Source organism: Sporosarcina sp. BP05, from assembly GCF_014282005.1.
Lineage (GTDB): Bacteria > Bacillota > Bacilli > Bacillales_A > Planococcaceae > Sporosarcina.
Window position 1 is genome coordinate 79,460 of record NZ_JACFTD010000002.1, and the last position, 12,652, is coordinate 92,111.

Sequence of the window (12,652 nt, forward strand, 5' to 3'; positions counted from 1 at the left end):
GTATGAATGCGTATTTCAAAGAAATCGAATCGTTGATGAAAAAAGTTATTCATGAAGAACAGCAATCTGTTGAAAAAATTGCGGAAGAGATGACGAAACGCCTTTCGCTTGGTGGTATTGTTCAGTTATTCGGTTCAGGTCATTCTCACTTAATCGCGGAGGAGCCGTTTTTTCGCGCGGGCGGTTTAGTACCTGTACGTCCTATTATTGTCGAGTCGCTAATGCTTCATAATGGGGCTTCCCAGGCTTCTGCGAATGAAAAAGACCCTGAATTTACCCAAATATTTGCGGGTCAGCTAGATATTCGTCCTGAAGATGTAGTTATTATTATTTCAACTTCAGGACGAAATGTGGTACCAATAGATGTAGCGTATATTGCAAAAGAGTCCGGGGCTTATGTAGTTTCTCTCCAGTCTCTTTACTATAGTACGTCTGAGCAGCCGTCTAAACACCATTCAGGAAATCGACTTGAAGATGTAGCGGAAGCTGTTTTGAATACGCATGTACCGGTTGGAGATGGGCTTCTGATATCGGAAGGAATGTCTTACGCTCCGGCTTCAGGCGTCATTGGGAATATGCTTCTTCATGCGACATTCAGTCGCGTGATTGGTATGATGATTGAAAGTGGTATAGAACCTCCAATATTTAAAAGCGCAAATTTGGATAAGAGCTCAGCACATAATGAGCAATTGATTACTACTTATGGCAATCGAATCAAATTTTAACAGACTACTTTATTAAAAGGGAGAGTTTAAAATGATTGAGAAAAATTACAAGGTTACTAGCAACGAGGGACTTCACGCCCGTCCATCATCCGTATTAGTTTCAGCGGTGACACCATTTACGTCAGATGTGAAACTTGCGTACTTGAACAAGACAGTGAACTTGAAATCGATTATGGGCGTTATGTCGCTAGGAATATCAGCTGGAGCCGATATTAAAGTAATCGCTGATGGCGAGGATGAAGAAGCACTCATGGCTAGAGTGGATGAAGTAATGAAATCAGAAGGTATCGGTCAGTAATAGCGACGATTTAAGGCATTACACTTCCGGAAGTCTTTTGCATTTTGAATGCTTCTATCTGTCTTCTATCGGTATTCAACAAAATAGAATATCTATATAAGCTAAGCAAAGGCGCCTTACAAGGGGTAGCCGAAGTCCTAAGACTGACGGCGAAGCTGTCTGGCTTAGGGCGGGAGGCATCCCCGAGCGCCGAAGCGAGTTCAATGGCATTCTTTTTTTCATCATAGACAACAAAAGTGTTTCAAATCCTTGTGAAAGCGTCATCCGAGTTTTAGCCGGGTGACGCTTTACTGTTTTACGGGATAGCCAATCGACTTTTTTTACCTAATTGACCAACTATCAATGTTAAAACAGAAATCGCTGTGATATAGTGAGAAATGATGAAAGAAGGTGTGCGTATTGAGAAAGAAATACGGAAGACTCAGGAAGACAGAAAATGTTATCGTCTTTCCAGGAACATTTGAAAAGCTTGTTGAAAATGGCCATGTAGCCGTTGAACAGGAGAACTACGAAGTAGCGGTGGAAGCATTTAACCAGGCGATTGTATATGAACCTGACAATCCGGAATTTCTGGCACCATACGCTGTTGCCCTTTACGAAACAAAAGACTTTCAACGTGCAAAAGAAATTGCAGCAATGCTCCTTCATAGCGGAACCGCCGATTACGTCGATGCAATGGAGCTGTATTTGACAATTAGCATTCAACTGCAGGAGTACGATGAAGTTGAAATGACAATTGATGCGCTAATTGATGAAGGAATCGTTTCGCCTGACATGCTGAACAAATTCAATTATCTGCGGGAATTGAATGGTCGATTGTCTGAGCGCTATGTACAAGACGAGTCCAGCTATCGAATGGAATTATTCACACTGGACGAATTCATGAAGATGGATGCATTAGCACAACAGTATGCGCTGGCTTCGCTTGAGGGTAGTGACCTAACTGACTTAGTCCCTTTACTTGAGAAAATCGTAGTGCGGGACGATGTGGCACCGCTAGCCATTACGTTCGCATTGACGCTACTGCATCAAACAGGGCACTCTGATGAACTGACAGTGCGGAAATTTGGCTGGGAGAAGTGTGTTGTTCCAGTAGTTATGACATTACCTGGGCAAGATGATTTAACGAAACAAGTTCTTGAAGCAGTGGATCGTCTGTTACTACAGGATCCATCTAGATTAGAAATGGCGCAAGGTCTCATAGAGAAATTTGCAATTACTGCATTCCCTTTCGGCTGGGGGACGTATCAAGCAGAAGAAGTCGCAACAGCCTATGTAAACTACATAGAAAGTCTGTTTTCCGGTGAGCAGTTACCTAAGACAGCACTGAACTTATTTATTCAACAGATTGACAACGATTCGGACCTTTAACAAAGTGCGAAATCTGTTGAAAGATGAAGAGACTATGATATACTGAAATGGTTGTCAATGGAGTATATACGTAACAAAAGATATTGGCCAAAACGATTCGGAGGTAATTAATTATGTCAGTTAAATGGGAAAAGCAAGAAGGAAACACAGGGATTCTAACAGTAGAAGTACCCGCAGAAGTAGTAACGGTGGGTCTTGATAAAGCATTCAAGAAAGTTGTGAAAACAATACAAGCACCAGGATTCCGTAAAGGGAAAATGCCGCGTCAAATGTTTGAAAAAATGTATGGCGTAGAATCACTTTACAATGAAGCACTTGATTTCATCCTTCCAGAAGCTTATTCAAATGCTCTTGACGAAGCAGGCGTTGAACCAATCGATCGTCCTGAAATCGACATCGAGCAAATGGAAAAAGGGAAAGAACTTATTTTCAAAGCGGTAGTTACATTGAAGCCAGAAGTGAAACTTGGCGAATATAAAGGCCTTGAAGTAACACGTCAGGAAACAACAGTTACTGACGAAGAAATCGAAGTGCAACTGAAAGAGCGTCAACAAAAATTCGCTGAATTAGCTATTAAAGAAGATGGCGCAGTTGAAAATGGCGACACAGTGAAAATCGATTTCGAAGGTTCCGTTGATGGAGAAGTTTTCGATGGCGGAAAATCTGAGGGGTACGACCTTGAAATCGGTTCAGGTTCATTTATCCCTGGATTCGAAGAGCAATTGATCGGCATGAAAAATGGCGAAGAAAAAGACGTCGAAGTGAATTTCCCTGAAGAATACCATGCAGCAGAACTTGCAGGTAAACCAGCGATTTTCAAAGTGAAACTTCATGAAATCAAATCAAAAGAAATTCCAACGCTAGATGACGAACTTGCAAAAGAAATTGACGAAGAAGTAGAAAGTCTTGAAGCATTGCGTACGAAGCTAAAAGAAGCTACTTTGGAAGAGAAAAAATCGGCATCTGAAGTAGCCCTGCGTGACGATCTTGTCGAAGCAGCTGCGAAAAATATGGAAGTCGAAATTCCTGACGTAATGATCAATTCTGAAATCGAACGTATGATGGAAGAGTTCGGACAACGTCTTCAATCACAAGGTATGAACCTTGAGCTTTACTTCCAGTTCTCTGGACAAGATGAAGCGGCACTTCGCGCACAAATGAAAGACGATGCACAAAACCGTGTTCGTGTTTCACTAGTACTTGAAGCGATTGGTAAAGCTGAAAACATCGTAGTTGAAGAAGCAGACATGAATGCAGAACTAGAAAAAATGTCCGCGCAATTCGGTATGGATGTTGAGCAAATCAAAACAACACTTGGTGGAACTTCAGTTCTTGAAAACGACCTTCGTTTCAATAAAACGGTTGAATTCCTTGTTGAAAACGCAAAGATTACTGAATAATAACGTGAAATAAGGACAAGGTACGGAATACCGTACCTTGTTTTTCATAGAAAGACATAGAACAACCTTCTTGAATAGGGAAGAATTCTAATTAGTTGATAAAAATCGGGGAATCTTGTAAGATTGTCACTTGAATAGGGGTGAGCATAATGTTCAAATTTAACGATGAAAAAGATAACTTGAACTGTTCTTTTTGCGGGAAATCCCAGGAACAGGTTCGTAAGTTAGTCGCTGGTCAAGGCGTCTATATTTGTGATGAATGTGTTGAACTTTGTGCTGAAATCGTTGAAGAGGAAGTCGGACTTGAAGAAGGTTTCGAGCTTAAAGACGTTCCTAAGCCAAAAGAAATACAAAGTATACTCGATGAATACCTTATTGGACAGGACCGTGCAAAGAAATCACTCTCAGTTGCTGTCTATAATCACTATAAACGTGTTAATTCAAACAGTAAGATTGATGATGTCGAGCTATCGAAATCCAATATTGTTTTAATCGGTCCAACAGGGAGCGGTAAAACATTACTTGCTCAAACACTTGCTAGAATCCTCGACGTACCTTTCGCAATTGCGGATGCTACTTCTTTGACAGAAGCGGGATATGTTGGAGAAGACGTAGAAAATATTCTACTGAAACTGATTCAAGCTGCAGATTATGATGTGGAGCGTGCGGAAAAAGGGATCATCTATATTGATGAAATCGATAAAGTCGCGCGTAAATCCGAAAATGCGTCGATTACACGTGACGTATCAGGTGAAGGTGTCCAACAGGCACTTCTTAAAATTCTTGAAGGAACAGTTGCGAGCGTGCCACCACAAGGCGGTCGTAAACATCCACATCAAGAATTTATCCAAATCGACACGACGAATATTCTCTTTATTGTAGGGGGAGCATTCGACGGAATCGAAGAAATTATTAAACGTCGTATCGGGCAAAAAGTAATTGGTTTCGGTGCTGAGCCGAACTTGGTTATTGAAGAGGATTCTTACCTTGCTAAACTGATTCCGGAAGATCTTCAACGTTTTGGTTTGATACCGGAATTCGTAGGTCGATTACCTGTTCTTGCAAGTTTGGAACAGTTAAGCGAAGATACGCTGTATCAGATTTTGACGCTTCCGAAAAATGCAATTGTGAAACAATACCAAAAAATGTTTGGACTTGATAATGTTGCACTGCGATTCGAAGATGATGCCTTGCTTGAAATTGCAAAAGAGGCAATCACACGAAAAACAGGTGCTCGTGGTCTGCGTTCAATTATCGAGAATATCATGCTCGACGTAATGTATGAACTGCCTTCTCTTGAAGAAGTGACTGAGTGTGTCATTACTAAAGACTCCGTCTTGGGGCAATCAAATCCAATTCTTTTAACGGCGGATGGTACCCGGGTTCGTCTGGATAATGAGAAAGACTCGGCGTAACGCCTGAAGGATGAAGCTGACTCCGATGACGCGTGTGAAAATGCGCTCTTCGGATGTTAGCTTTTTTTAAACCTTTGATCAACCTGAAAGTTGGATATACATAATTAATGGAGGTGACTTCCGCATGTCAACTAATAAATTGAACAATATACCATTGTTGCCGCTTCGTGGGCTACTTGTATACCCTACGATGATTTTACATATTGATGTTGGAAGAGAGCGCTCCGTATTTGCCATTGAACACGCAATCGCACAAGATAACCTTATTTTTCTCGCTGCGCAGAAAGATTTAAGTATAGAAAATCCGGAACCGGAGGATCTGTATAAAGTAGGGACATTGGCGTTTGTTAAATCGATGATACATTTACCAAACGGGACGTATCGCATACTTATTGAAGGAATTGAACGTGCAGAATGGTCGGATTATGAGGAAGCGGATCTTTATCCCGTGGTTAAAGTAATTGGTTATCCAGATGATGAGGAAATTGATGCAGAATCAGAGGCACTAATGAGAACGCTACTTACATATTTCAAAAAGTACTCAAAAATCTCGAAAAAAGTGACAGAAGAAACATATGATTCTGTAGCTTCAATTATAGAACCTGGAAGACTGGCAGATACGATTGCTTCTCATTTACCGCTTAAATTGGTTGCAAAGCAAGAAGTGCTTGAAATAAAAAATGTCAATGAACGCCTTGAATGGCTTATGAGTAGACTTTATAATGAACAAGAAGTGCTTAACCTTGAAAAGAAAATTAATGAACGTGTCAGGGAAGCCATGGAACGAACGCAAAAAGAGTTTTATTTGCGGGAGCAGATGAAGGCAATTCAGACTGAACTGGGTGATAAAGACGGTAAAGGTCTGGAAGTTATAGACTTGACTAAGCAGATTGAAAGTTCCGGTATGCCGGGAGGGGTTAAGGAAACTGCGTTGCGTGAGCTTGACAGATATGAAAAACTACCATCTGCTGCAGCTGAAAGTGGAATCATCCGCAATTATATCGAGTGGCTCGTAACGTTGCCGTGGTCCGATGCGTCAAAAGACCAGCTTGATATTAGTCGCTCGGAAGAAATATTAAATCGCGACCACGATGGATTAGAAGCTGTTAAAGAACGTATTCTTGAATATTTGGCAGTTCGTCAGTTAACGAATTCATTACGGGGACCCATTCTTTGTCTGGAAGGTCCACCTGGTGTTGGAAAAACATCCTTAGCCAGATCTATTGCAGAATCTCTTGGCAGGAAATTTGTTCGAATCTCACTTGGCGGAGTCCGCGATGAGTCGGAAATTCGCGGTCACAGACGGACTTATGTCGGTGCGATGCCAGGAAGAATTATACAGGCGATGAAAAAAGCTGGTAAGATTAACCCTGTGTTCCTACTGGATGAAATCGATAAGATGTCGAATGACTTCAGGGGTGATCCATCGTCCGCTATGCTTGAGGTACTTGACCCCGAACAAAACAATAAATTCAGTGATCATTACATCGAGGAACCTTATAACCTATCGAATGTCTTGTTCATTGCAACCGCCAATGATTTAAGTGCTATTCCGGGACCGCTTCGTGACCGCATGGAAATCATCTCAATTGCCGGTTACACAGAAATTGAGAAGCGCTCTATTGCGAAAAATCACTTGATACCGAAACAGTTGAAAGAGCATGGATTGACCAAGTCGCAAGTGCGTATCAATGATCCAGCGATTCAGGACATTGTAAGGTATTATACGCGTGAAGCAGGTGTACGTGGCCTAGAACGACAAATTGCAGGTATTTGCCGTAAAGCTGCGAAACTGATTGTCACTGGTGAGAAGAAAAGTATCACGGTTAGTCCAAGAACACTGGAATCACTTGTCGGTAAGAAGAAATACAGGTACGGCCAAGCAGAAACAGTGAATCAAATAGGTGTGGCGACAGGACTTGCTTATACGCAAGTTGGTGGAGATACATTGCAGATCGAGGTTTCTTTATCGCCAGGAAAAGGTAAACTTATCCTGACGGGTAAACTTGGAGATGTTATGAAAGAGTCTGCACAAACTGCCTTGTCCTATGTGCGTTCGAAAACGGTGAAATTCGGAATTGATCCGGACTTCCATGAAAAGTGTGATATTCATATCCACGTACCTGAAGGCGCAATTCCTAAAGATGGTCCATCAGCTGGTGTGACGATTGCTACAGCACTGGTCTCTGCATTGACGAAACGGCCAGTACGCCGTGAAGTCGGGATGACTGGTGAAATTACACTGCGCGGTAGAGTTTTACCGATTGGTGGCGTGAAAGAAAAAACATTAAGTGCACATCGAGCTGGCTTGACGACGATTATCTTGCCAAAAGACAATGAGCACGACATCGAAGATATTCCAGAAAGCGTCCGGGAGGAACTGACATTTAAACTTGTTTCTGACGCAGAAGAGGTCCTCGAAATTGCATTGGAGGAGACTTCCGAATGAAAGTCCATAACGTAGAAATGATAATGAGTGCTGTACGACCCGACCAATATCCGTCTGAAGGGTATCCGGAATTTGCATTAGCAGGCCGGTCCAACGTCGGTAAATCATCTTTCATAAACAAGATGATTGGTAGAAAAAGCCTTGCCCGAACTTCTTCGAAGCCAGGTAAGACACAAACATTAAACTTTTATAAAATCGAAGAGCAAGTATTCTTCGTCGACGTACCGGGATACGGCTATGCGAAAGTAGCGAAGTCATCTCGTGAAACATGGGGGAAATTCATTCAACAATACATGACTGAACGAGAACCACTTCGTGCTGTCATTCTAATTGTTGATTTACGCCATGCTCCAAGTGCTGATGATTGTGCTATGTACGATTTCCTTGTAGAGAATAATATGCCTGCAATCATCATTGCGACGAAAGCGGATAAAATTCCAAAAGGGAAATGGGAAAAGCATAAAAAAGTAGTTCGTGAAACACTCGCAATGCGACCATACGATGCGTTAATTGTCTTTTCATCTGAAAAGGGAATTGGTATGGACGAAGCATGGAAAGAAATCGAAAGTAGAATGTAACTGCAGAATTGGGAAACCTGGAAGACGAGATATAAATCGTCTTCCGGGTTTTTTAGTGTATGTTGTCGCATAAAATCTCAATGAACAAAACGGATTTGCTGGAATCAAAATATGTTGTTATTCAGTCGTACACTATAATGATTTCTTCGTACAATTTTCTGATTCTGGCGTATAGTTTAGTCAAACTGTCGTATAGTATTAGGATACGGTAAAAAATAGTTCCACTAAATTTGGGTTGGGCTTGCACATTAATTGCATGTGAATTCTAAGGCTGTTAGACTTAGATTGTAATCATTATAAATAGTTACGTTTAACCGTTAGTAGTCATATGTTGTTCACAATTTCCAGTAAGAAAAGTGATAGCTATATGGTATAATGGGAAGCGTGAAATAGAACGTGAGAGGTGTGAACACCTGATGCATACAATCGTAATCGGTGTCAATCACCGGACAGCACCTGTTGAAATAAGGGAGAAATTATCTTTTATTGAGTCAGAACTGCCACAGGCGATGCAAACATTGCAACAGCAAAAAAGTATATTAGAAAATATTATTATATCGACATGTAATCGAACTGAAATTTATGCCGTTGTCGATCAGCTGCACACGGGTCGATATTATGTGAAAAACTTCTTGGCTGAATGGTTCGATATGCCCCTTGAGTCATTTTCATCGCATCTTATTATCATGGAAAATGATGGTGCAATTGAGCATCTGATGCGTGTATCAGCAGGGATCGATTCCATGGTTCTTGGTGAGACGCAGATTTTAGGTCAAGTGCGGGACAGTTTCCTTGAAGGCCAAACGATTGGTACAACAGGTACTTTTTTCAATGAGTTATTCAAACAAGCGGTAACACTTGCGAAAAAAGCGCATACGGAAACGGCAATTGGTGATAACGCAGTCTCCGTTTCCTATGCAGCTGTAGAGCTCGGAAAAAAGATCTTTGGCACATTGGATAAAAAGCATGTGGCTATTCTCGGAGCGGGCGAAATGGGTGAACTTGCAGTTAAGAACTTGCATGGAAGTGGTGCGAGTAAAGTGACAGTTGTTAACAGAACACTGTCAAAAGCAGAAGCACTTGCCGATAAATTCGGAGGCATTGCGAAATCAATGCAAGAACTGCAATGTACACTGCTAGAAGCGGATGTATTAATCAGTTCAACGGGTGCAAACGACTTCGTTATCGACTTCGAACTTATGCAGTTAGTAGAGCGATTACGTAAGGGAAGGCCGATATTTATGGTTGATATCGCAGTGCCGCGTGATTTGGATCCGCGAATTGGCGATTTACCGAATGTGTTCCTGTATGATATCGATGATTTGCAGGGGATTGTGGAAGCAAATCTTGCGGAAAGAAAGCGGGCTGCCGAAGAAATTGGTCTGATGATTGAACAAGAGATAGTCGTGTTCAAGGAGTGGGTTGCCCAACTTGGAGTGGTTCCTGTCATTTCGGCACTTCGTCAAAAAGCACACCGTATCCAAATGGAAACGATGGCGAGTATTGAAAACAAAATGCCTGAGTTGACGGACCGTGAGAAAAAAGTCTTAAGCAAACACACGAAATCGATTGTCAATCAATTACTGAAAGACCCCATTTTACAAGCGAAAGAACTTGCGATGGATTCAAAATCAGTCGAAAAACTGGAGCTCTTCCAACAAATATTCGGCATCGATGACGACGTTGTGAAAGAGAAAGAAATGCTTGCAAAACAAGCGAAAGAACGGTTAAAGGTCAGAGCAGAAAGACATGCGACGGCACAACCGGATTTGACATTTTGAACGGTTGTCAATGGGGCGTTTCCGCATCAGTGTGATACACTATAGATGCGGAAACGCCTCTATTAGTTCGGAAAGGCAGAGAAGTTATCATGGCTGATATGGTGATGGCGAGGCTGCATGAAGTTATGGTCGTGCTCTATGCAGTAAGTCTCGTTTTTTATTTTATAGATTACTTGAATAAGGATTCGTTTGCACACCGAAGCGCTTTTTGGATATTAACCGTCGTCTACTTTCTACAAACATTCTTCCTTGTGATGTATATATACGAATGGAAAAGGTTCCCTGTACTCACCCTTTTTGAGGGGATTTATTTTTATGCTTGGCTTTTAATTACTTTATCAATTATCTTGCATCTGTTTTACAAAGTTAGTCACGCCGTCTTTTTCTTAAATGTGATTGGATTCATCTTTATGACGATTCACACATTTGGACCAGTACAAATTGAACAGTCGCCGATAGGGGAAGCGCTTATTTCAGAGCTGTTATTCATCCATATTACATTCGCAATTTTGTCCTATGCGGCATTTGCAATGTCATTCGTATTTTCGATACTTTATCTTCTCGTCTATAAAGTATTGAAGAAAAAGAAATGGACGAAACAGTTTAGTAGGCTTCCTTCTCTTCATCAAACGGATCTTGGAATGAAGGCATCGCTTTACACTGGCATCCCATTCCTATTTGTCAGTCTAGTTCTCGGCGTGCAGTGGGCAATTGTTGCGCTTGATGTATGGTCATTTTTGGATATGAAAATTATTGGGTCATTTATCTTGCTTGCTGTTTATGGTTCTGTATTAATTTTGAAGCGGAGTGGCAAGCTAACAGGTAATGACTTTGCATGGGCGAATGTATTCGCATTCCTTTTTGTAATTATTAACTTTTTCCTTGGCAGTAAGTTATCTGAGTTTCATTTCTGGTTATAAATCTTGTTATAAATGAAAGGTTGGATTAATTAATATGAGAAAAATTATCGTAGGTTCAAGAAGAAGTAAACTTGCATTGACACAAACAAACTGGTTTATCGAACAGTTGAAAGCTGCAGGAGCTCCGTTTGAATTTGAAGTGAAAGAAATCGTTACGAAAGGCGATCAAATCTTAGATGTCATGTTATCGAAAGTCGGCGGTAAGGGGCTTTTCGTAAAGGAAATTGAGCAAGCATTATTCGATAAAGAAATCGATTTCGCTGTACATAGCATGAAAGACATGCCAGCTGTTCTTCCTGAAGGGCTTGTTATCGGTTGTATTCCTCCCCGTGAAGATGCGCGCGATGCATTCATTTCAAATGGTCATGTGAAATTCATGGACTTACCGGTAGGAGCTAAAGTCGGGACGTCTAGTTTACGCCGTAGTTCACAATTGCTACTTCTGCGTCCAGATCTTAACATCCAATGGATACGCGGCAATATCGATACGCGTCTGAAAAAAATGGTTGACGGTGAATACGATGCGATTCTCCTTGCGGCTGCCGGTATGAAACGAATGGGCTGGAGCGCGGATGTGACTACGGAATATATGTCCGTCGAAGATTGTATTCCAGCTGTAGGACAAGGGGCGCTGGCAATTGAATGCCGTATTGACGATAAAGAGTTGCTTGCTGAACTTGCGAAATTAACGGATGAAAAAACGTGGAAAGAAGTTGAAGCAGAGCGTACTTTCCTAACTGAAATGGACGGCTCATGCCAAGTTCCGATTGCCGGATTTGCGCAATATAACGGTAGCGAAGTCGAATTGACGGGCTATATCGCTTCACCTGATGCAAAACAAATATTTAAAAAGACTTTCTCGAGCGCGGACCCCGTTGAAGCGGGTCTGGAGGTTGCGAAAACATTGCGTGCCGAAGGGGCTTCAGAAGTGATTGAGAAAGTGAAGGCGGATATGGATGCGTGATCGTCAACCGCTGTTAGCTGAAACAGTCATTTTTACAGGGACACCTAAATCTGAAGATGTCTTTGAATTGGTGAAGCGCTACGGAGGGACGCCTATTTCATTGCCACTTATTCAAGTGGCGGAGTTAGTGGAACAGACAGATGAACTTCGTTTGACTGCTTGTCCAATGTATGATTGGTTAATATTTACAAGTCAAAGTGCGGTTGCGGCGTTTGGTGCTAAACTCATTCGTCATGGCGTTTCTTCGCAATCAATTCCGGCGAAAATAGCAGCGGTGGGCACTCGAACTGCAGAAGCACTTGAAAAAATCGGTTTTACAGTCGATTTCATTCCGACCGTGTTTAGTGCAGATACTTTCGTAAAGGAATTTAACCCTGCTGAAACGGATATCCGACGCATTCTTTTTCTACGTGGATCAATTGCGGGCGTCACCATCAAAGAGGAAATCCCTTTTGAAGTGGATGAATGGACAGTTTATACGACGGAGCGTGCAAATGACTCCATCGATTCACTCGTTAATTTAGTGCAACAACAACAGCAGTTGACCGTTTTATTCGCAAGTCCTTCGGCAGTTGAAATTTTTGCCGAAGAAGTTGTTCCGCGGACAGGGTGGAACGGCTTTACAATCGGGGCAATCGGACATGTGACGGAAAAAGCGTTGCTAGAAGCTGGTGCTGCCGTTCATGTTAGACCCGATACATACACACTTATGGATCTCGTCGAGAAATTGGCGGGGCGAAAGGAAGGGTAA

At 41.9% G+C, this 12,652-nt stretch carries 11 protein-coding genes; all 11 read left to right on the top strand.

The features are described from left to right. Window positions 1–2: 2 nt before the first annotated feature. Window positions 3–725 carry a sugar isomerase domain-containing protein gene (locus tag H2672_RS02230; protein ID WP_186668486.1) on the top strand — a complete coding sequence of 241 codons (723 nt, stop codon included), beginning with the start codon at window positions 3–5 and terminating at the stop codon, window positions 723–725. A 34-nt stretch (window positions 726–759) separates the two neighbouring features. Beyond that, window positions 760–1,023, top strand: a complete 264-nt coding sequence (locus H2672_RS02235) for a phosphocarrier protein HPr (RefSeq protein WP_186669547.1) — start codon at window positions 760–762, stop codon at window positions 1,021–1,023. Window positions 1,024–1,422: 399 nt separating this feature from the next. Then, window positions 1,423–2,394 (top strand): tetratricopeptide repeat protein, encoded by a 972-nt coding sequence (locus H2672_RS02240; protein ID WP_186668488.1) that lies wholly within the window; start codon window positions 1,423–1,425, stop codon window positions 2,392–2,394. A 113-nt stretch (window positions 2,395–2,507) separates the two neighbouring features. Continuing rightward, window positions 2,508–3,794 (top strand): trigger factor, encoded by a 1,287-nt coding sequence (gene tig, locus H2672_RS02245; RefSeq protein ID WP_186668490.1) that lies wholly within the window; start codon window positions 2,508–2,510, stop codon window positions 3,792–3,794. A gap of 149 nt (window positions 3,795–3,943) precedes the next feature. Next, window positions 3,944–5,209 carry an ATP-dependent protease ATP-binding subunit ClpX gene (clpX, locus tag H2672_RS02250; protein WP_186668492.1) on the top strand — a complete coding sequence of 422 codons (1,266 nt, stop codon included), beginning with the start codon at window positions 3,944–3,946 and terminating at the stop codon, window positions 5,207–5,209. Window positions 5,210–5,333: 124 nt separating this feature from the next. Beyond that, window positions 5,334–7,658 (top strand): endopeptidase La, encoded by a 2,325-nt coding sequence (gene lon / locus H2672_RS02255; RefSeq protein ID WP_186668495.1) that lies wholly within the window; start codon window positions 5,334–5,336, stop codon window positions 7,656–7,658. Continuing rightward, complete coding sequence (gene yihA / locus H2672_RS02260; RefSeq protein ID WP_186668497.1) at window positions 7,655–8,236, top strand: ribosome biogenesis GTP-binding protein YihA/YsxC; 582 nt, start codon at window positions 7,655–7,657, stop codon at window positions 8,234–8,236. The genes lon and yihA overlap by 4 nt, the downstream gene beginning before the upstream one ends. Window positions 8,237–8,652: 416 nt before the next feature. After that, window positions 8,653–10,017 (top strand): glutamyl-tRNA reductase, encoded by a 1,365-nt coding sequence (hemA, locus tag H2672_RS02265; RefSeq protein WP_186668499.1) that lies wholly within the window; start codon window positions 8,653–8,655, stop codon window positions 10,015–10,017. 89 nt (window positions 10,018–10,106) lie between these two features. Continuing rightward, window positions 10,107–10,937, top strand: a complete 831-nt coding sequence (locus H2672_RS02270) for a cytochrome c biogenesis protein (RefSeq protein WP_186668507.1) — start codon at window positions 10,107–10,109, stop codon at window positions 10,935–10,937. Between the two features lie 34 nt (window positions 10,938–10,971). Next, window positions 10,972–11,901 (top strand): hydroxymethylbilane synthase, encoded by a 930-nt coding sequence (hemC, locus tag H2672_RS02275; RefSeq protein WP_186668509.1) that lies wholly within the window; start codon window positions 10,972–10,974, stop codon window positions 11,899–11,901. Beyond that, window positions 11,894–12,652, top strand: a complete 759-nt coding sequence (locus tag H2672_RS02280; RefSeq protein ID WP_186668511.1) for a uroporphyrinogen-III synthase — start codon at window positions 11,894–11,896, stop codon at window positions 12,650–12,652. The genes hemC and H2672_RS02280 overlap by 8 nt, the downstream gene beginning before the upstream one ends.

Bases quoted from the DNA above. Each gene is read 5' to 3' on its own strand.
- H2672_RS02230 (WP_186668486.1), top strand. From the start codon at position 3: ATGAATGCGTATTTCAAAGAAATCGAATCGTTGATGAAAAAAGTTATT.
- tig (WP_186668490.1), top strand. From the start codon at position 2,508: ATGTCAGTTAAATGGGAAAAGCAAGAAGGAAACACAGGGATTCTAACA.
- clpX (WP_186668492.1), top strand. From the start codon at position 3,944: ATGTTCAAATTTAACGATGAAAAAGATAACTTGAACTGTTCTTTTTGC.
- lon (WP_186668495.1), top strand. From the start codon at position 5,334: ATGTCAACTAATAAATTGAACAATATACCATTGTTGCCGCTTCGTGGG.
- yihA (WP_186668497.1), top strand. From the start codon at position 7,655: ATGAAAGTCCATAACGTAGAAATGATAATGAGTGCTGTACGACCCGAC.
- hemA (WP_186668499.1), top strand. From the start codon at position 8,653: ATGCATACAATCGTAATCGGTGTCAATCACCGGACAGCACCTGTTGAA.
- H2672_RS02270 (WP_186668507.1), top strand. From the start codon at position 10,107: ATGGCTGATATGGTGATGGCGAGGCTGCATGAAGTTATGGTCGTGCTC.
- hemC (WP_186668509.1), top strand. From the start codon at position 10,972: ATGAGAAAAATTATCGTAGGTTCAAGAAGAAGTAAACTTGCATTGACA.
- H2672_RS02280 (WP_186668511.1), top strand. From the start codon at position 11,894: ATGCGTGATCGTCAACCGCTGTTAGCTGAAACAGTCATTTTTACAGGG.